General features: G+C 26.4%; 19 protein-coding genes and 1 pseudogene. 9 read left to right on the top strand and 11 right to left on the bottom strand.

What is annotated here, in order from left to right; genetic code table 11:
* Nucleotides 1-99 precede the first annotated feature (99 nt).
* From ffh to K645_RS02230, 4 genes are all read right to left on the bottom strand, one after another.
* On the bottom strand, nt 100-1449 hold the full coding sequence (ffh, locus tag K645_RS02245; protein WP_022565257.1) for a signal recognition particle protein: 1350 nt from the start codon (nt 1447-1449) through the stop codon (nt 100-102).
* A 20-nt stretch (nt 1450-1469) separates the two neighbouring features.
* Nucleotides 1470-3233: an arginine--tRNA ligase gene (gene argS, locus K645_RS02240; protein ID WP_041936100.1), complete on the bottom strand. Its 1764-nt coding sequence runs from the start codon at nt 3231-3233 to the stop codon at nt 1470-1472.
* Nucleotides 3234-3254: 21 nt separating this feature from the next.
* Entirely contained in the window at nt 3255-4316 is a 1062-nt protein-coding gene (locus K645_RS02235; protein WP_041936025.1) for a branched-chain amino acid aminotransferase, read from the bottom strand.
* Nucleotides 4317-4398: 82 nt separating this feature from the next.
* Nucleotides 4399-6837 carry a thiamine pyrophosphate-dependent enzyme gene (locus tag K645_RS02230; protein WP_041936099.1) on the bottom strand — a complete coding sequence of 813 codons (2439 nt, stop codon included), beginning with the start codon at nt 6835-6837 and terminating at the stop codon, nt 4399-4401.
* Nucleotides 6838-6926: 89 nt separating this feature from the next.
* Here K645_RS02230 and ndk point away from each other — a divergent pair, with 89 nt between their 5' ends.
* From ndk to K645_RS02215, 3 genes are all read left to right on the top strand, one after another.
* On the top strand, nt 6927-7376 hold the full coding sequence (ndk, locus tag K645_RS02225) for a nucleoside-diphosphate kinase (protein ID WP_022565253.1): 450 nt from the start codon (nt 6927-6929) through the stop codon (nt 7374-7376).
* A gap of 14 nt (nt 7377-7390) precedes the next feature.
* Entirely contained in the window at nt 7391-7993 is a 603-nt protein-coding gene (locus tag K645_RS02220; protein WP_022565252.1) for a LemA family protein, read from the top strand.
* Nucleotides 7994-8069: 76 nt separating this feature from the next.
* Nucleotides 8070-8825: a YgcG family protein gene (locus tag K645_RS02215; protein ID WP_022565251.1), complete on the top strand. Its 756-nt coding sequence runs from the start codon at nt 8070-8072 to the stop codon at nt 8823-8825.
* 2 nt (nt 8826-8827) lie between these two features.
* Here K645_RS02215 and K645_RS02210 read toward each other — a convergent pair whose 3' ends face one another.
* Nucleotides 8828-11473 (bottom strand): valine--tRNA ligase, encoded by a 2646-nt coding sequence (locus tag K645_RS02210; protein ID WP_022565250.1) that lies wholly within the window; start codon nt 11471-11473, stop codon nt 8828-8830.
* A gap of 33 nt (nt 11474-11506) precedes the next feature.
* Between K645_RS02210 and K645_RS02205 the strand changes: the two genes are divergently transcribed.
* The gene (locus K645_RS02205; RefSeq protein ID WP_022565249.1) at nt 11507-12004 is read left to right on the top strand and encodes a dihydrofolate reductase; all 498 of its coding nucleotides are present in this window, start codon (nt 11507-11509) and stop codon (nt 12002-12004) included.
* A gap of 1 nt (nt 12005) precedes the next feature.
* Here K645_RS02205 and K645_RS02200 read toward each other — a convergent pair whose 3' ends face one another.
* Nucleotides 12006-12650, bottom strand: coding sequence for a bifunctional nuclease family protein (locus K645_RS02200; protein WP_022565248.1), 645 nt, complete (start codon nt 12648-12650; stop codon nt 12006-12008).
* A gap of 150 nt (nt 12651-12800) precedes the next feature.
* Between K645_RS02200 and K645_RS02195 the strand changes: the two genes are divergently transcribed.
* A complete protein-coding gene (locus K645_RS02195) occupies nt 12801-13427 on the top strand; it encodes a hypothetical protein (RefSeq protein ID WP_041936024.1) in 627 nt (208 codons plus the stop codon).
* 96 nt (nt 13428-13523) lie between these two features.
* On the top strand, nt 13524-14507 hold the full coding sequence (locus tag K645_RS02190) for a pyruvate dehydrogenase complex E1 component subunit beta (RefSeq protein ID WP_022565247.1): 984 nt from the start codon (nt 13524-13526) through the stop codon (nt 14505-14507).
* A gap of 22 nt (nt 14508-14529) precedes the next feature.
* Here K645_RS02190 and metF read toward each other — a convergent pair whose 3' ends face one another.
* Together metF and serS are read right to left on the bottom strand one after the other, a co-directional pair.
* The gene (gene metF, locus K645_RS02185) at nt 14530-15492 is read right to left on the bottom strand and encodes a methylenetetrahydrofolate reductase [NAD(P)H] (RefSeq protein WP_022565246.1); all 963 of its coding nucleotides are present in this window, start codon (nt 15490-15492) and stop codon (nt 14530-14532) included.
* Nucleotides 15493-15508: 16 nt separating this feature from the next.
* Complete coding sequence (gene serS / locus K645_RS02180) at nt 15509-16777, bottom strand: serine--tRNA ligase (RefSeq protein ID WP_041936097.1); 1269 nt, start codon at nt 16775-16777, stop codon at nt 15509-15511.
* Between the two features lie 49 nt (nt 16778-16826).
* Here serS and rsmA point away from each other — a divergent pair, with 49 nt between their 5' ends.
* The 3 genes from rsmA to K645_RS02165 are packed head-to-tail and all read left to right on the top strand — an operon-like array spanning nt 16827 to nt 19073.
* Nucleotides 16827-17600, top strand: a complete 774-nt coding sequence (gene rsmA / locus K645_RS02175; protein WP_041936096.1) for a 16S rRNA (adenine(1518)-N(6)/adenine(1519)-N(6))-dimethyltransferase RsmA — start codon at nt 16827-16829, stop codon at nt 17598-17600.
* Nucleotides 17597-18472: a bifunctional 5,10-methylenetetrahydrofolate dehydrogenase/5,10-methenyltetrahydrofolate cyclohydrolase gene (locus tag K645_RS02170; protein WP_022565243.1), complete on the top strand. Its 876-nt coding sequence runs from the start codon at nt 17597-17599 to the stop codon at nt 18470-18472. The genes rsmA and K645_RS02170 overlap by 4 nt, the downstream gene beginning before the upstream one ends.
* Nucleotides 18459-19073, top strand: a complete 615-nt coding sequence (locus tag K645_RS02165) for a 7-carboxy-7-deazaguanine synthase QueE (RefSeq protein ID WP_022565242.1) — start codon at nt 18459-18461, stop codon at nt 19071-19073. Before K645_RS02170 ends, K645_RS02165 begins: the two co-directional genes overlap by 14 nt.
* 4 nt (nt 19074-19077) lie before the next feature.
* Here the strand turns inward: K645_RS02165 and hisIE are convergent, their stop codons facing one another.
* The 3 genes and pseudogenes from hisIE to hisA form a co-directional block, all read right to left on the bottom strand.
* Nucleotides 19078-19665, bottom strand: a complete 588-nt coding sequence (gene hisIE, locus K645_RS02160; protein WP_081683499.1) for a bifunctional phosphoribosyl-AMP cyclohydrolase/phosphoribosyl-ATP diphosphatase HisIE — start codon at nt 19663-19665, stop codon at nt 19078-19080.
* A gap of 18 nt (nt 19666-19683) precedes the next feature.
* On the bottom strand, nt 19684-20445 hold the full coding sequence (hisF, locus tag K645_RS02155; RefSeq protein WP_022565240.1) for an imidazole glycerol phosphate synthase subunit HisF: 762 nt from the start codon (nt 20443-20445) through the stop codon (nt 19684-19686).
* A 13-nt stretch (nt 20446-20458) separates the two neighbouring features.
* Nucleotides 20459-21186, bottom strand: a pseudogene (gene hisA / locus K645_RS02150) (1-(5-phosphoribosyl)-5-[(5-phosphoribosylamino)methylideneamino]imidazole-4-carboxamide isomerase).
* Nucleotides 21187-21195 lie beyond the last annotated feature (9 nt).

Raw genomic sequence — 21195 nt, 5'->3', positions numbered from 1 at the left:
TATCAAATTTCAAATGAAACATACATACTATTGGGATTTTTAAAATGTTAAATGAACAAAATTAAAAATATTTTCAATAAAAGAAAATTTTAATTAAAATTATACATTATTTGTTTTATTCATTATATGATATATAAAATCTTTGACCATTTTTTTTCCTGAATGAGCATGAATTTTTTTCATGATTTGATTCATATTATAAAATTGTTTCAAAAAAATATCTATATGATTTAATGCTATCCCAGATCCTTTAGATATTCTTTTTCTTCTTTTTTCATCAGTAAGAATTTGAGGATGATTCCTTTCATAAGGACTCATAGAACGAATCATCGCTTCTATTCTTGTTATAGAATCTTTTTTATTTTCATAAGATGAAAAATACTTATCAATTCCAGGAATCATAGAAATAACATTTTTTATATTTCCTATTTTTTTGATTTGTTGGATTTGCTCAAATAAATCGTTAAAATCGAAACGATTTTTTGAAATTTTATGATAAATTTTTTTAGTTCTTTTTTCATCAAATTGTTCTTGTACTTTTTCAACTAAAGAAACTATATCACCCATACCTAATATTCTATTAGCTATTCTGTCTGGATGAAAAACTTCTAAATCTTCTATTTTTTCTCCATTGCTAATAAATTTTATAGGTTTTTTTACTACACTAGACATAGTTATAGCAACACCCCCTCTACTATCTCCATCTAACTTTGTTATTACAATGCCATCAAAATTCAATACCTTTGAGAAAGATTGAGCCGTATTTATAGCATCTTGTCCTGTCATAGCATCAACAACAAATAAAACTTCATTTGGATGAGAATATTGATTGATTTTTTTAATTTCTTCCATCATAATTTCATCTATTGCTAATCTACCAGCTGTATCAATGATAATTATATTTTTCTTTTGTTTATAAGCATGAATAATAGATTTATCCACAATTTCTATAACATTTTTGCTTTCTTTTAAAGAAAAAACAGGAATATTTACTTTTTTCGCAATGAATTCCAATTGATCTATGGCTGCAGGACGATGAGTATCTGCAGCGACTAATAAAGGATATTTATTCTTTTTTTTAAAAAAAAAAGCAAGTTTAGAAGAAAAAGAAGTTTTTCCACTTCCCTGTAATCCACAAATTACAATAATAGTAGGATTTTTAGAAAGATTGACTTCTACATTATTTTCTCCCATAAGAGAAACGAGCTCATCATATACAATTTTTGTAATTAATTGTTTTGGATTTAAAGAAGTTAGCACTTTTTTTCCAATAGATTTTTCTTGAATTCTTTGAATAAAACTTTTAACTATTTTATGATTAACATCTGCATCAATAAGTGCTCGTCCAATTTTTTTCAAAGAAGATGCTATATTAATTTCTGTAATTGTATTGTGCCCCTTCAAAACATGAAGAGCTTCAGAAAGTTTATTTTGTAAATGTTCAAACATAAATACAAGTTTTTTTTTATTTATATGCGATCAAGCATTTTTATGCCCAACAAATTCATCCCAGATTTTAAAACATTCCCTGTTACATGAATAATATTCATACAAATATTACTATGAATTACGTTTAAAGGGTCTATTAATCTTTTATATTGATAAAGATGATTGAAAATTTTAGATACTTCATAAATATAGTTTGCTATTAAAGAAGGGTTTAATTGTATTGCTGATTTTTTTAGTACTAATGGATATTTTTGAAGAATTTTGATCATATTTTTTTCATGTATATCAAATTTTATATTTGACCAATGATAATTAAGTAAGGGACACAAATTTAAAAATTTTCGTTCCAAAGAACGAATTCGGGAATAAGTATATTGAATATACGTACCAGTTTTTCCTTTAAAATCTATTGATTTTTCAGGATGAAAAATTATTTTTTTTCTTGGATCTATTTTTAGAAAAAAATACTTCAAAGCTCCTAATCCTAGGATTTCAGAAGATTGTTTTTGTTCTTCTTTTTTTATAAATTTATTTGAAAAATTCTTTTTTGCAATAGAATACATTTCTAGAATGATACTATCGGCATCTACAATATTTCCTTCCCTAGATTTCATCCTCCCACTTGGTAAATATACCATTTCATAAGACAAATGAAATAATTTATTGACCCATATATATCCTAAACGTTTTAATATATTAAAAAGAACTTGGAAATGATAATCTTGTTCTTTTCCTACGATGTATATAATTTGGTCTATATTATATTTTTTAAAACGTTCTACAGCTGTTCCAATATCCTGAGTAATATATACAGAAGTTTGATCCGATCGTAATAAAAGTTTTTGATCAAAACCTTCTTTGGTTAAATCAATCCAAATTGATCCATCTTTTTTCTGAAAAAAAATCCCTTTTTTAAGACCTTTTTTGACAATTTCTTTTCCCATTTTATAAATATCACTTTCATACTCTATTTTATCAAAATGAATTCCTAACTTTTTATAAGTTTCTTCGAACCCATTATAAACCCATTGATTCATTGTTCTCCAAGTATTTCGAATTTCAGAATCTCCTAATTCCCATTTTTTCAATAATTCTCGAGCTTGATTTAATATTGAATATTGATTATAATCCTCTTTAGAAGATTTATTATCCAATTCTTGGATTTCTTTACAAGAAATTTTATCAAATAAACTATAATACTTTCCTACAAAATGATCCCCTTTCATTTTCGCACTATCAGGAGTTTTTCCTTTTCCAAATCTTTTCCAAGCTATCATAGATTTACATATATGTATTCCTCTATCATTAATAATTTGAGTTCTTATTATTTCATGACCAACCATTTTTAATATTTCAGCTAGAGATGCTCCAATAAGACTATTTCTAATATGTCCTAAATGAAGGGGTTTATTGGTATTAGGAGAAGAATATTCTACCATTATTTTTTTAGTAGGATATTTCAAATCATAAAAATTTGTATTTAACATTTTTTTCAGAAGATAAATATAATAATCATCTTCGAAAATAAAATTTAAAAAACCTCTAATAATAGAGAATTGAATTAATCCTTTTAGTTTATTTTGCACATAATTTCCTATATCTTTTCCTATTTTTTCTACAGGTTTTTTAAGTTTTTTAGATAATGAAAATAAAACCAAAGTAATATCTCCTGGATATTCTTTTTTAGTATATTGAAAATCCAATTCAGGGCAAGATTTTATTTTATATAAAACAAATATGGATTCTATAACTATTTTTTCTATAGATTGAAGATGATCATTCATAGATAACATACAAATAATTTTTTATGAATATCTTTTTAATGGAACTCTCCATTTAAAAGGATCTTCTGATAAATTATGTTGTATATCTAATAATTTTTTCTTTAGAAAAAGAGATATTCTTTTTTCTTTTGCAAGATTCGGCAACCCAAAATCATTTTTTTGATAACTAATTGTTTTAAAATAATTTATAACGACTGCAGTTCCACAACCAAAAGCTTCTTTTAATTCACCGGTTTGTAATCCCTTTATAATTTCTGAAACACTTAAATTTCTTTCTTCCACAAAGAAGCCTTCTTTTTTAGCTATAGAAAGAATACTGTTGCAGGTAACCCCACTCAATATATTATCATTTGCTTTTGGCGTTATAAGTTTATTTTTTAAATAAAAAAAAACGTTCATCGTACCGGATTCTTCTATCATTGTGTGTGTAGAAGAATCTGTCCATAATATTTGATCAAATCCTTTTTCATTAGCTAATCGAGTCGGATAAAAAGAAGATGCATAATTCCCAGCAGCTTTAGTAAATCCCACACCTCCTGACGAGGAACGACTATATTTTTCTTCTATTTTAACTTTTAAGGGATGTTTGTAATAGGTGTCCGCAGGGGTAGATATAATTATAAACATATAATCTTTAGAAGGCTTAGCTGATAAAACTCCATTTGTAGCAATTAGAAAAGGACGAATGTATAAAGATTGACCATATTTTTTGGGGATCCAATCTCGATCTATATCTATTAATTTTTTTAATCCATTCATAAAAATATTTTCTGGTATGGATGGCATTTCCAAACGAGCAGCAGATCTATTCATTCTTTTAAAATTTTCTTCTGGACGAAATAAGAAAACTTCTTCGTTTTTATCTTTGTAAGCTTTCATCCCTTCGAAAACAGCTTGTCCATAATGAAAAACAAGAGATATAGGAGAAAACATTATCTTTCCAAAAGGCTTAATAATAGAATTTTTCCATTTTCCATTCTTGAACTCAGAACAAAACATATGATCCGAATACTGATTTCCAAAATCAATATTGTTGAAATCCATTTTTACAATTCTAGAATGTAAGGTTTTTTCTATTTTCATAAACAAAAAACATTAGTACAACAAATATAATAATAAACAATTATTGTATTTTACAAAAATTTTTAATAAAATACTTAATTTTCTAATTATCATGCATTATTTTTAATACTTTTTCTATAATATTTTCAACAGAAGGTTTTGAAAAATAATCCCCATCGGATCCATAGGGGGGGCGATGTTCTTGAGCTGTAATCGTCATAGGCGGACTATCTAAATAATAATATCCATTTTGTTCTTCTAATATTTTCTGTAATATATAAGCAGAAGCACCTCCTGGTACATCTTCATCTATAATCAACAATCTATTGGTTTTTTGCAAACTTTTCACAATATCTTTTTGTAAATCAAAGGGTAATAAAGATTGAATATCGATTATTTCAGGATCTATATTAATTTTAGATAATTCTTCAGCTGCTTCACTAACCACTCTCCATGTAGATCCATAAGTGACTATAGTAATATCTTTTCCTTTCCTAGTTATTTCTACTATTCCAATAGGCGTTCTAAATAAACCTAAATTTTTAGGCAATTTTTCTTTAATTCTGTATCCATTTAGGCATTCAACAACTAAAGCGGGATCATCTCCAGATAATAAGGTATTATAAAATCCTGCCGCTTTTACCATATTTCTAGGGACTAGCACTAAAATTCCTCTCAAATAATTGATAATTCCACCCATTGGAGAACCAGAATGCCATATTCCCTCCAAACGATGTCCTCTCGTCCTAATAATAACAGGAGCTTTTTGTCCTCCTCTTGTTCTGTATTGTAAACATGCTAAATCGTCACTCATAATTTGCAGAGCATATAAGATATAATCTATATATTGAATTTCAACTATAGGACGAAGACCTCGCATCGCCAATCCTATTCCTTGGCCCATAATAGTTGATTCACGTATTCCTGTATCAAAAACACGAATTTTACCATATTTTTTTTGTAGACCTTCTAATCCTTGATTGACATCTCCTATCTTTCCTACATCTTCTCCAAAAATTAAAAGATCAGGATGGAATTCCAACAACTTATCAAAATTTTCTCTTAGTACAATTCTCCCATCTACCTCTTCAGAATTATCATGATTATATATAGGAAAAACTTCTGTTATTCTTACAGAAGATTTTTCAGAAACACTATATAAATGTGAAGAATAATTTTTTTGTTCTTCATAATATTTTTTATTTATCCATTTTATCAAAAAATTTCTTGAATGAAATTGGGATTCTGATAAAAGATATGCTGCTTTTCTAGCAATACGAAATATTGATTTTTTTGTAGGATAATTTTTAGTTGTATCATGTAATTCTCTAATATATTTTTTTATCCATTTTTTTTCCGTATAGTTATCTTGCATTTTGTATAAAATGCTCATTACTTCATTTTTAATTTTTATAATAGGTTCTATAAATCCTTTCCAAGCTTTTTCTTTTTCATTTTTAACATATTCTTTAGCTTCTACATCTATTTTATCTAAAGAATGAACATTAGCTATTTTATAACAATTTTTTGGATCGATTTTAAATCTAAAACTTAAAATCCAGTCTCTAAATTTTTTGATTCCATCATGATTCATTTCCCATTCTATACGTTCTTTTGATTTATATCTTTCATGTGAAGAAGAGGTAGAATGTCCTTGAGGTTGTGTTAAATGGGTTACATGTATAACTACAGGAACATGTTCATCACGAGCTATTTTGTCTGCTTTAATATATGTTTTTGTAAGATCTATGTAATTAGATCCATTAACACGAATAATTTCTATTCCTTTTTCTTTTTGATTTCTATGAAAACCCGACAAAATATCGCTAATATTTCGTTTTGAAAATTGATACTTATTTGGAACAGATATTCCATACTCGTCATCCCAAATAGAAATGATAATTGGTATTTGTAATACTGAAGCCGCATTCAATGTTTCCCAAAATAATCCTTCAGAAATACTAGCATTCCCAATAGTTCCAAATGCCACCTCATTTCCGTTATGAGAAAATATTTTATGTGTTTCTTTTAAATTTTTTAATTTTTTATAAATCTTAGAAGCTTGAGCCAATCCTAATAATCTAGGCATTTGAGCAGCAGTAGAAGAGATATCCGCACTAGAATTTTTTTGTTTAATAAGATTTTTCCAATTTCCATCTTCATTTAAAAAACGTGTCCCAAAATGAGACGTCATCATTCTACCAGACGAAACAGGCTCTGCTTCTAAGTCTGAATGTGCGTATAATTGCGAAAAAAAACTTTTTACAGTTAAAACTCCAATAGCCATCATAAACGTTTGATCTCGATAATATCCAGATCGATAATCTCCGTTTTTAAAAATTTTTGCCATAGCTAATTGAGGAATTTCTTTTCCATCTCCAAATATTCCAAATTTCGCTCTTCCATTCAAAACTTCTTTACGACCTAAAATACTAGTTTCACGACTAATTCGTGCTAATTTGTAATCACTTAAAACCATTCTTTGAAATGAATCAAAATCAATTTCCTCATCATCACAATGTTTTTTATTGTTGTAATTCATAATTTTTTTTTGATATGAAAATACAGGAATTTTTATTATATGAATTTCTTTATTTAATTTTAAAATGTTTTTCAATTGATATAGAAATTATGATTGATCATATGTTTGGAAAAATCACTCTTTCTATTATAAAGCCCGATGCGGTACAAAAAGGATATATTATACCTATATTATCTAAAATAGTAAATGAAGGATTTCATATTATAGCGATAAAAATGACAAAACTTTCTAAAAAATCAGCTAAAAAATTTTATGCAGAACATAAAAAAAAGTTATTTTTCGAATCTTTAGTAAAATTTATGTCTTCTGGACCAATTGTATCTGTCATGCTAGAAAAAAAAAATGCGGTAAGAGATTTTAGAATTTTAATAGGAGATACAAATCCAGAATATGCAAAAAAAGGAACTATACGAAATTTATATGCTACCTCTTTAGAAAAAAATGCTATACATGGATCTGATAGCAATCAAAATGCTTTTCAAGAATGTTTATTTTATTTTTCTAATAGAGAAATTTTTTTTAAAAAGATTTGTAAATAAGAATTTTTATCAGTATGAAAAAAAGTTTTATAATATCTATTTCTTTTGTTTTGATTTTTATATTCATAACTATATTATGGATAGCTAATACATACAATCATTTAGTCAAACTTAACGAAAATATTAAAACACAATGGGGGCAATTAGAAAATGTTTATCAACGTAGAACTGATTTAATTCCAAATTTAGTAAATACAGTCAAAGGGTCTGCAAATTTTGAAAAAAATACATTAAATCAGATTATAGATGCCAGAGCAAAAGCTACTTCTATTTCCATAAATAGAAATGATTTAAATCAAAATCAAATAAATAAATTTCAACAAGCCCAAAATCATTTAAATGATTCTGTTAGTAGATTACTCTTAATTGTAGAAAATTACCCTAATCTTAAATCAACACAAAATTTTTATGAATTACAAAATCAATTAGAAGGAACAGAAAACCGTATCAATGTAGAAAGAAATCGTTTTAATGAAGAAGTGAATAATTTCAATACTTATAGAAATCAGTTTCCCAAAATTATAATTGCAAACTTTTTTTCTCAATTTCAAGAAAAAGGATATTTCCAATCTAAAATAGGATCAAAAAAGTCTCCAATTATAGATTTTTCTAGCTGATATTTCATGTTTTTTTTAAACAAAACATGGAATAATCAAACAAATTGATTTGAAATAAAAATAATTCAAAAATATCATGAAAAAAATAATACAGTCTATTTCTATTATTTTGATTTATTTTTGTTCAAATTTTATGCAGGGACAATTTTATATCCCTGAAGTACCAAAAAAAATATATCCTGTACAGGATTATGCAGGGGTTTTGTCTAAAAAACAAGTGGAAAAATTAAATCAAAAACTTATTTCATATTCTAAAATTACATCAACAGAAATTTTAGTTTCCATTATTCAGGATCTTCATGGCGAAGATCCAAATCTATTGGCTTCACGATGGGGGGAAAAATGGAAAATTGGGCAATATCATGAAAATAATGGAATAATTATATTATTATCCATTTATGATAGAAAAATATCTATACAAAACGGATATGGAATAGAACCTTATATGACCGATTTTTTAACTATGGAGATTATTGAAAAAATAAAACCTTTTCTAAAAAATAATTTTTATTATAAAGCTATAGATTATGGAACTCAAGAAATATTCAAAATATTAAAGGATAAAGATAAATATAAAAAAAACAAAAATAAAAAAAATTTTTCCATATGGAATTTATTAACCAACATTAGTGTTTTTTTAATTATGTTTTTTTTATTTTATTTTTTTTTGATAAAAAAAACAACAAATTCTTCATTTTCTTCATTATTAAGTGCTTTGTTTTTAACAAATTTTTTATTTAGAAATCAAAATTCTGATCATAATGATGACAATTTTGATGGATTTGGCGGGGGGGGGAATTTTGGAGGAGGAGGGAGTAGTAGTAGTTGGTAATTTTATCTTACTTTTTTTAAGTATTTTAAATATTCTTTGAGTCTAGCAATTTTATTTAATGTATCATTTTCTTTTTTTCTTTCCTTTAAAAGTAAATCCTTAGGAACAGAAGTCACATATCTATTATTAGATAAATTTTTTCTAATAATGGACAATAAATTATAAAAATATTGAATTTTATTTTCAATTTTAACCATATCCTTGTTATAACATTTTTTTTGATCTAAGGATAAAAAAAATTGATCTTTATCTAAGAAAAAAGGAAAAAATGGAACATTTTTAGGTTCTTTTGAAACAGGAATTATTTTATATAAATTAGCCAACTTTAATATAATAGAATCATATTCTTTTGCTTCTTTTTTTCTTATAGAAAATAAGACAAGACTTTTTTGACAAGATATACGATTTTGATTTCTAATATTGCGTATTTCAGATATGATTTCAATAGCTTTTCCGAAAGAGACTAAAATATCATAATCATAAGATCTCATTTCAGGCCAAGTAGAAATAATGAGAGCTTCTTTCGGTTTTCTGTTTTTAATAATATTCCAAATTTCTTCCGAAATAAAGGGCATATATGGATGTAATAATTTCAATATATTTTCAAAAAATTGAATAACATTTAAATATACCATTTCTGGTATATATTTATTTCCATAAATGGGTTTAATAATTTCAAGAAAATAAGAACAAAAATCATACCAAATAAACTTATACAAAACCATTAATGATTCATTCAATTTATATTCTCTAAAATATTTTTCAAAAACATTCAAAATATAATAAAAACGATTTTTGAACCACTTAATAGCCAGCAAAGAATAATCAGGAATGTTCTGATTCTTTGCTACTTTCCAACCTTGAATTAAACGAAAAGCATTCCATATTTTATTGGAAAAATTTCTTCCTTGTAAACATATCTTCTCATCAAAATGAAAATCTTTTCCAGCGTTATTTTTAATCATAAGACCTATACGAACAGCATCTGCACCATATTTATTAATTAAATCTATAGGATTTGGAGAGTTGTTTAATGATTTTGATATTTTATTATTCTTATAATCTCTTACAATTCCAGTAAAATAAACCCTTTTAAAGGGTTTATAATTCTTTAATAAAAAACCAGACATAATCATACGTGCAATCCAAAAAAATAATATATCTGAACCTGTTACTATTTCTTCAGTAGGATAATAATAACAAATTTCATGATTATAAGGATGATGAATTCCATCAAATACAGATAAAGGCAATAACCAAGAAGAAAACCAAGTATCTAAAACATCCGGATCTTGCCATATTTCATTATAATTTAAATGTATATTTTGACTTTTACATCTTGCTTTTTCTAATGCTTTATCTAAATTTTCCGCTACTACAAAATCATTAAGTTTAGTCCCATAATAATAAACAGGAATACGATGTCCCCACCACAATTGTCTAGATATGTTCCAATCACGAATTTCACTCATCCATTTTAAATAAGTTTTACGAAATTTATTGGGATAAAACTTAATATCTCCATTTTTTACAGCTTCTATAGCAGGAAGAGATATTTTTTTCATTTTTAAAAACCATTGAAGTGATAGTCTTTGTTCAACTACTGATGAAGTCCGTTCAGAAAAACCTATTTTATGATTATATTTTTCTATATTTTTTAAAACTTCTAATTTATTAAGTTCTTCCAGAATTTTTTTTCTTGCTTTAAAACGATCCATCCCTTGATAATGAAGCCCTTTTTCATTTAAAGTCGCATTTTGATTGAAAACGTTAATTATTTCTAATTTATGTTTGTCTGCTATATTTTTATCATGTATGTCATGAGCTGGAGTGATTTTTAAACATCCAGTTCCAAAATTTGGATCTACATATGAATCTTGTATAATTGGAATATATCTATTAATTATTGGAATCTTAACATATTTTCCTTTCAGATGATCATAACGTTGATCATTTGGATGAAAACAAATTGCTGTATCACCAAATATAGTTTCTGGACGAGTTGTTGCTACAGTCACATAATTTTCTTCTCCTTTTATTTTATATTTTAAATAATAAAGTTCTCCAACATGTTCTTTATAGGATACTTCTTCATCAGAAAGAGTAGTTTGAGCATCTGGATCCCAATTCACAACATGATACCCCCTATATATATATCCTTCATTATATAAATCGATAAAAACTTTCGTTACAGACTGAGATAATTTTGGACTCATCGTAAATTGAGTACGATTCCAATCACAGGAACATCCCAATTTCTTAAGTTGATCAAAAATAATGTTTTTATGTTTTTTAGTCCATTCCATTACATGACACAAAAACTTCTCTCTTCCTAAAAAAAATTTAGATAATCCTCTTTTTTTTAAATAATGAACAACTTTAGCTTCTGTAGCAATGGATGCATGATCCGTGCCAGGAATCCAACAAGCATTATATCCTTTCATTCTAGCGTATCTAATTAAAACATCTTGTATAGTATTATTAAGCATATGTCCTATATGAAGAGCTCCAGTTACATTTGGAGGAGGCATCACTATAGCATAAGGGACCCTATCATCCGGATAAGACGAAAAATGATTTTTTTTCATCCAATAATGATATATTTTTTTCTCTACAGATTTTGGATCATATTTGATTGAAATATCCATAAATTTAAAAATATAAAAAAAATTGGAATAATCATGAAAATAATTATAATTGCTGCTGTTTCAAAAAATGGATTTATAGGAAAAAATAATCAATTAATGTGGCATTTACCCAATGATTTAAAACGTTTTAAAAATATGACTATAGGGGAAATAGTTATAATGGGGAGAAAAACTTTTGAATCCATTGGAAAAATACTTCCAAAAAGAAAAAATATTATACTAACAAGAAATAAAACAAATTTTTTATACTTAAAAAATAAAAAAAATGTAAATATTATTTCTTCTATAAAAGAAATAGAGAATTTAACGTATAAAAAAATATTTATAATAGGAGGAGAAAAAACATATGCCTATACAATCGAAAAAGCACATTCTATAGAACTAACATTAGTTCATGAAAAATTTTATGGAGATACTAAATTCCCAAAAATTGATCCAAAAAAATGGGAAAAAACATATGAATTTTTTTATAAAAAAGATAAAAATCACTTATTTAATTACAGTTTCATTAAATTTGAAAGAAAAAAATAATTTATTCTCTTCTGTCTAACTCTTTTTTTATTCGTGCTGCAAGTTCATAACACTCATTAACTACCGCATGATTTAATAAAGCATTTAAATCTTTTTCTGTCATATTTTCTAAATCTTGCTGACTCTTTTCCTTAAAAAAAATAAAACCAGTATTTTCTATTCCTGTTTCAGAAGTATCATTTTCTTTATCAATAGGAAATCCATTCTCAAAATAAATCCCAGCTTTATCAAAAATTTCCCTTGTTGTGTAAATAGGAGCTTGAAATCGGACTGCTAAAGCAACGGCGTCTGATGTTTTTGAATCTATTCTATGTTCTTTTTTTTCTATTTGTTTTCCTTCTTCTCTTATGTGATCACCTTCGAACAAGATATAAGAAAAAAATATTCCATTTATCAGTTTATATATAACTACCGCTTTTAATCTGATATGAAATTCTTTTGCAAAAGAAAAAAATAAATCATGTGTAAAAGATCTTGATGGATCTCTTTTACCTAAAGCATAAGCAATAGACTGTGCTTGCAAACTCTCTATAATAATCGGAAGTTTTATTCTTCCAGATTCTTCTTCAAGCAACAAAATATATATACCAGATTGTATTTGACTTAAGGATATTCCCCGTATAGTTAATCTAATAAATTGATCCATAGGAATATATAAATTATAATAAATATAACTGATAATCCAAATATACTAAATTTGGAAGAATGTTTTGTATGTATAATAATATAAGAAAATTCTTAATTCTATGTAATAATTTTTTTTATATATTTAATAATAATATTAAAAATTTTTATTATGAATACTTCTTTCAAATTTTTGATCCCAACAATTTTCATCACGTTAGGATTTATCACTTCTTGCAATGATGATATAGCAGGAGAAGAGGAACCTGACGGAAATAATAATACCCCCCCTGCAACCGTAGCTTCAACCCCTCCTATCTCCAATCCCCCTCCTCCTACTACTACTAACAAAGAAGAAAATTCAGACACTAACAAAGAAGAAAATCCAGATTTTGATATAAATAATATAGATCCAGAAGATTTATCCAGAAAAATACAAAAAATAGAAGAAACAATAAAAAAGTTAGAACAAGAAAACACAAAACATTTTGATGAATACTATAAATTATCGGACATTCAAAAAGAAATTCTGGAAGAAATGAAAAGAAAAAAAATGATCATGAGATCTAAACCTGTAGGTTCAGAAGAGCAAGCAAAAGCTCAAAAAGATTTTGAAGATCAAAAAAAATTGGGGAAAGAAAAATTAGAAGTTATTAAAGAAAAAAACACTATTTTGCATAATCTATCGAAGTCTCTAACAAAAGCAAGAGAAGAAAAATCTGTTTTACAAAAACAACAAAAATATTTTTTAAAAAAACAAAAAGAACAAAAAGAACAAAAAGAACAAAAAAATAATTAATCAAATATTTTTGACTAACGGAAAAGAAAGGAAATCCTTTCTTTTCCGTTGTTTTTTATTTATTTTCTTTACAAAAAAAATTAACATCTATTTTATATGAAAGAGAAGAGTTTTCGTGAAGTTATAGCAGAAGCTATGAGTGAAGAAATGAGAAGAGATAATACTGTTTATCTCATGGGGGAAGAAGTGGCTCAATATGATGGAGCTTACAAAGCTTCTAAAGGAATGTTAAAAGAATTTGGACCAAAAAGAGTTATTGATACACCCATATCAGAATTAGGATTTTCTGGAATAGGCATAGGTTCTGCTATGAATGGATGTAGACCTATTATTGAATTCATGACTTTTAACTTTTCTTTAGTTGCCATGGATCAAATTATTAATAATGCAGCAAAAATACGTTATATGAGTGGAGGTCAATGGAATATTCCCATTGTTTTTAGAGGGCCCACTGGTTCTGCCGGACAATTAGGGGCTACACACTCTCAATCTTTTGAAAGTTGGTATGCAAGTTGTCCTGGATTAAAAGTAGTCATTCCATGTAATCCTTATGATGCGAAAGGTCTTTTGAAATCTTCTATTAGAGATAACAATCCAGTAATTTTTATGGAATCTGAACAAATGTATGGAGATAGAATGATGATTCCTGATGAAGAATATATTATACCCATTGGAAAAGCAGATATTAAAAAAAAAGGAACTGACATCAGTTTAGTATCTTTTGGTAAGGTTATGAAAATAGCTTTAGATGTAGCATATAAACTGGATCAAGAAAATATTAGTGTAGAGGTCATAGATATTCGAACCATTCGTCCGTTGGATTATGAATCTATTCTTATTTCTGTAAAAAAAACTAATCGTTTAGTTATTTTAGAAGAATCATGGCCTTTTTCATCTATTGCTTCTGAAATTTCATATTTTATACAAAAAAAAGCATTTGATTACCTTGATGCTCCTATTAACAGAATCACTTTGTTAGATGCTCCTGCTCCTTATGCTTATAATTTAGTGAACAACTGGTTTCCTGACGAAAAAAAAATAATCAATGTTATAAAAAAAACTCTTTATTTAAATATTTAATATATAATGTATAAAGATAATATCAATAAATAGCTTGAACAATTTTGTAAATATTTTCTGGTTTATCCATGGTATAATAATGAATGACTTCTACCCCAGAATTTTTTAATTCTTGAGATTGATGAATCGCCCATTCAATTCCAATATGAGATATATTTTTTTTATCTTTTTCTTTTTCTATTTCTTTTACTAATTCATTAGGTATATTTAAATAGAAACGAGATGGAAGACCGTTTAATTGTTTTTTAGAAGAAATAGGTTTAATACCAGGAATGATTGGGACAGAAATTCCCTCTAATCTACATCTTTCCACAAAAGAAAAAAATTTTTTATTATCAAAAAACATTTGAGTCACAATATAGTCAGCTCCTGCTTCTACTTTTTTTTTCAGAAAAAATAAATCACTTTCTATATTTGGAGCTTCTAAATGTTTTTCTGGGTATCCTGCGATTCCAATACAGAAATCAAATGATGTAGATTTTTTTTCTTCTACAAAAGTTTTATCAATATATTTTCCTATATTCAAATTTTGAACTTGTTTCACTAATTCTATTGCATGTTTGTGTCCATCTTTTTGTGCAATAAAATTTTTTTCTGATTTTAATGGATCCCCTCTTAGAACTAAAACATTATCGATTCCTAAAAAATTTAGATCTATTAAAGCATTTTCAGTCATTTGTTTGCTAAACCCTCCACAAATTAGATGAGGAACTGCATCAATTCCATATTTATTCATAATAGCAGCACAGATCCCTACTGTTCCTGGCCGTCTTGAAATTTTTCTTCTTTGTAAAAGTCCATTATCTTTTTCTACATAGATAAATTCTTCACGATGATAAGTCACATCAATAAAGGGAGGACAAAATTCCATTAATGGATCTAAGGTAGAAAAAATATCTTTTATATCACGTCCTCTTAAAGGGGGTAAGATTTCAAAAGAAAATAAACTTTTTTTTGCTCTAGCTATGTGCTCCGTCACTTTCATAACATAAAATTTTTACTTAAATATGATCAAATTCTGTATAAGGAATCAAAACCTTAGGGATATTAATTTTATTTTTAGTTTGATTATTTTCTAGTAAAGCAGCCATAATTCTGGGCAAAGCTAAGGCACTCCCATTAAGAGTATGACAGAATTTTATATTCCCTGTAATAGTCTTATATTTGAGATGTAATCTATTAGATTGAAAATCAGTACAATTAGATATTGAACTTACTTCTAGCCATTTTTTTTGTGCCATAGAATAAACTTCAAAATCATAAGTTATAGCAGAAGAAAATCCAAGATCTGTAGCACTTAAACGAATCAAACGAAAAGGTAAGTTTAAAGATCTTAAAATATTTTTTACGTGTGAAATCATTTCTTCTAAAAAATAAGATGAAGAATCTGGGGTAGTTATTTGAATAATTTCCACTTTTTCAAATTGATGTAACCTATTTAAACCTCTAACTTTTGAACCATATGAACCAGCTTCTCTTCTAAAACAAGAAGTGTAAGTAGTGGCTTTAATAGGAAGATCTGAGTCTGTAAGTATTGTATCTCTATAACAATTCATAATAGGAATTTCTCCAGTGGGAATTAAATAAAAATTATCTTTTTCTATAAAGTACATTTGATTCTCTTTATCCGGAATTTGGCCAGTAGAAAATCCAGATTTTTCATTAATAAGATAAGGTAAACTATATTCTTTATACGAAGCTTGTATATTTTTATCTAAAAAATATTGAATTAAACTCCTTTGCAATTTAGCTCCTTTCCCCATATAAACTGTAAAACCAGAACCACATATTTTTGTTCCTAAATTAGGATCAATCAAACTAAATTTTTTGGATAATTCCCAATGAGGGACGGGGTTCATAATAGAAGAACAAGTTTCTCCTTCCTGAAAAAGGATATCATTTTTTTTGAAATCTTTTTTTACTTTTTCATCAGGGATGTTAGGAATTTGATTCAATTTGTTTTCTAAAATTTTGCAAATTTTTTTTAGTTTAATATCAATATTTTTTCTTTCTTTTTTCAGAAAAGAAGATTTCTCTTTTAAAGACTTTATTTGATAATCGTTATTGTTATTGAAACTTAAAATTTTACCTATTTTTCTTGAAATGAAATTTTCTTTTTCTAATATTTTATTTATAACATTTTGAGTGATTTTTTTTTTTTCATCCAAAATTAATATTTCATTTATTAAATGTAATTTTTTAAAATTACGTTTTTCTAATCCCAATAAAACTTTTTCTTTGTTTTTTCGTATAAAAGAGGTTTTCAGCATATTACATATTATATAAATAATATAATGTTTATATATTTGCACAATGCAAATGCATAAACTTTTTTTTAAAAAAAAATTCGATCAATATTTTTTAAAAGATCAAAATATAGCAAAAAAAATTGTAAATCATCTTTCTTTTAAAAATTACAATACAGTAGTAGAGGTAGGCCCTGGATTAGGGATTTTAACTCAATATCTATTGATTAATCCATATCGACATCTTTTTTTTATAGAAATTGATAAACAATTAATTTCTTTTTTAAAAAAAAATTTTTCGATTTCTAATAACCAAATCATTCATAATGATTTTTTGAAATGGAATCCAGAAGAAATAAAATTACATAATTTCGCAATTATTGGAAATTTCCCTTATAAAATTTCTTCTAAAATATTATTTCATATATTAAAATATAATCAATATATTCCAGAATGTATTGGAATGTTTCAAAAAGAAGTGGCAAAACGAATAACATCTCACAAAGGAAAAAAAACTTATGGAATTTTATCAGTATTAATTCAAACGTTTTATGATGCAAAATACCTTTTTACTGTAAAAAAAAAGGTATTTTTTCCTGTTCCTAATGTGGAATCTGCAGTAATATCTTTAAAAAGAAAAAATGAAACTATTTATTGCAATCAAAATATGTTATTTAAATGTGTTAAAACAGCTTTTAATCAAAGAAGAAAGAAATTAAAAAATTCTTTACAATTATTCAAATATGTTCCAAATTTTCATAAAATACCATTTTTAAATAAAAGAGCAGAAGAATTATCTGTGAAAGAGTTTATTCAATTAACAAAAGAAATAGAAATTAGGAAATGACGACTCAATTATTGAATGGAAATTTGTTAGCCAAAGAAATAAAAAATGAAATTTCCAAGATTATAAAAGAAAAAATATCAAATGAAAACAAGCGAATGCCTCATCTTGGTATTATTTTAACAGGAAATAACAGTTCTAGTATAACATATGTTAACAACAAAATTAAAGAATGTAAAAACATTGGAATTCAGTATTCTTTAAGACATTTACCTATAAATACTTTAGAAGATAAATTGTTAGAAGAAATAAAAAAAATGAACCAAAATCCATATATAGATGGTTTTATTGTACAATTACCTCTAGAAAAACACATAAATCAAGATAAAATCATTTTATCTATTGATCCAAAAAAAGATGTAGATGGATTTCATCCTGAAAATTTTGGAAAAATGGCTTTAGATATGAAAGCTTTTTTTCCTGCTACTGCGTTAGGAATTTTAACTATTTTAGAAAGATATAAAATTAAAATATATGGAAAACATACTGTAATAATAGGGAGAAGCAGGATAGTGGGTAGACCAATTAGCATATTGATGAGCAGAAAAAATTATTTTGGAAATAGTACGGTTACAATTACTCATAGTAAAACTAAAAATATAGAATATTACACTAAACAAGCCGACATTATCATAGTAGCTGTAGGGATACCAAAATTTCTTAAAGGAGAAATGATTAAAAAAGGAGCTGTTGTTATAGATGTAGGAATACATAATCATGAAAAAAAAATATTAGGAGATGTTGATTTCTATAGTGTTTATGGAAGAGCATCTTATTTGACTCCTGTTCCAGGAGGGATAGGTCCTATGACTCGTGTTATGTTGCTCAAAAATACTTTGATGGCAGCATTAAACAATAGAAATGAGAGAAATTAGTTATCCGATAAAAGAATTTTTTTATTCTATTCAAGGAGAAGGATATCATTATGGAACAGCTGCATATTTTATTCGTTTCGAAGGATGTAATATAAGATGTAGTTGGTGCGATACTAAAGAAAGTTGGAATATAAAAAAAGAAGACTTTGTTACAATTGATCAAATTATAAACAATATTAATCATCATCATATAAAAACTATTGTAATTACTGGAGGAGAACCTACTATGTGGAATTTACATCCTTTAATTAAAAAACTTAAAAAAAAAGGACATCGTATTCATATTGAAACTTCAGGTTCTTATCCTATTAAAGAAAAATATGTAGATTGGGTTACAATTTCTCCAAAAAAAATAAAACTCCCTCTACAAGAAAATTACAAAAAAATCAACGAATTAAAAATTATTATTTCAGATGAAGATGACTTTCTCTTTGCAGAAGAACAAGCCTATTATGTTCAGACTGTCACAAATTGTTTCTTGTTTTTACAGCCAGAGTGGAATAATATTTTTAACGTTCTTCCAAAAATAATTTCTTATGTTAAAGAAAATCCTAAATGGAGGATATCCTTTCAAATGCATAAAATATTAAATGTTCCTTAGATAATTAGGATTTTGAATGCCTATTTTTCAAAATATTAATAACATCTTGTATTTTCAATCCTTTTTTATTTAAAAGAATAAGATAATGAAAAAGTAAATCAGCAGATTCATTTAAAAATAAATTTGTATTATTGTCTTTAGATTCTATAATAAGTTCCACTGTTTCTTCTCCTAATTTTTGAGATATTCTATTGATTCCTTTTTTTGATAATTGATATATATAAGAATTTTCTTGTTTTTTTTTAATTCTATCCGATATTATATTTTCTAAATAAAATAAAAAATTACTATTTTTATTTATTTCTTTCCAACATGTATCTGTTCCTTTATGACAAATAGGGCCTGTTGGGGTTGCTTTGATTAATAATGTATCTTGGTCACAATCTATTAATATCTCTTTAATAAGAAGATAATTTTTACTGATTTCTCCTTTTGTCCATAATCTTTTTTTTGATCTGCTGTAAAAAGTCACTTTTTTTTCATCAATACTTTTTTGATAGGCTTCTTGATTCATATAACCTAACATTAACACCTTATCTGTTTTCGAATCTTGAATAATTGCAGGAATCAATTCTTTTTTAAAATTTATCATATGCATATGTATGTTTGTTTATATTTTAGTTCTTACAGGTATATGAAGTTGATTTAAATAACATTTTAAATTAGGGATTTCTATTTCTTGATAATGGAATATACTGGCGGCTAAAGCTGCATCAGCTTTTCCTTCTTCAAAGATTTTATAAAAATCATCTAATTTTCCAGCGCCACCTGAAGCAATTATAGGCGTAGAAATATTTTCGGATATTTTTCTAGTAATATCTACTGCGAATCCATTTTTTGTTCCATCATGATTCATTGAAGTCAGTAATATCTCTCCTGCTCCTCTACTAGTTCCTTCCTTAACCCAATCTAAAGTTTTAGTCTGAGTAGAAATTCTTCCTCCATTTAAATACACCCACCATTTATTTTCTTCATATTTAGTGTCAATAGCTAAAACAATGCATTGACTTCCGAATCTTTTAGAAAAACTTTCTAAAAGATTCGGATTTTTAAAAGCAGCAGTGTTGATAGATATCTTATCTGCCCCTGCATTTAACAAAAGTTCAACATCTTTTTCTTCTTTAATTCCTCCACCAACCGTAAAAGGAATATTAATATGACGAGAAATATCTTTTACTAAACTGATTAGTGTCTTACGTTTTTCATTTGTCGCAGTGATGTCCAAAAATATTAATTCATCTGCTCCTTGTTTTGTATACCAACAAGCCAGTTTTATTGGATCTCCAGCATCTTTTAAATATCTAAAATTTACTCCTTTTACTGTTCTTCCATTTTTTATATCCAAACAAGGGATAATACGTTTAGCCAACATATTTAATTAATTGTTATGATTCATTTTTTTTCCAATTTTTAAGATCATATAATGATATTTTTTTTTCATATATAGCTTTTCCAACAATAACTCCACTACAACCCAAATCAAATAATTGATATACATCACTTATATTACTGATTCCTCCACTTGCTATGAATTCAATATTTGGAAATTTTTCAATAATTTTTTTATATAAAAGAAAAGAAGGACCTGATAAGATTCCATCTTTAGAAATATCTGTACAAAAAATTTTCTTCACTCCATGATTACTTTTTTCTTGTAAAAAATCTAAAAATGGTAAATCACTAAATTTAGTCCATCCATTGGTTGCTATTTTATTATTTTTGACGTCTACTCCTAACAATATTTTATCTCCTCCATAAGTATCAATCCATTTTTTTAAAATAAAAGGTTTTTGAACAGCAACACTTCCAACAGTAGCTATATGTCCTCCGCATTCAAACACTGTACGTATATCTTCATCAGAATGAATCCCCCCTCCAAAATCTATAGTTAGATGTGTATATTTTGCTATTTTTTCTAATATTTTCCAATGAACTACTTTTCCTTTTTTTGCTCCATCTAAATCTACTAGATGCAACCTAGATATTCCATGATTTTCTAGTAATAAAGCGACAGATAATGGATCTTTATTGTAAATTTTTTTCTTTTAAAATCCCCTTGTATTAATCGAACACATTTCCCATCAATTAAATCTATAGCTACTATAATATCCATTGTAATAAA

Origin of the sequence: Blattabacterium sp. (Nauphoeta cinerea) (assembly GCF_000471965.1) — a bacterium.
In the GTDB taxonomy this organism is placed as follows: domain Bacteria; phylum Bacteroidota; class Bacteroidia; order Flavobacteriales; family Blattabacteriaceae; genus Blattabacterium.
The sequence above is the reverse complement of the archived record's forward strand: the minus strand, read 5'-3'. Positions and strand labels throughout refer to the sequence as shown.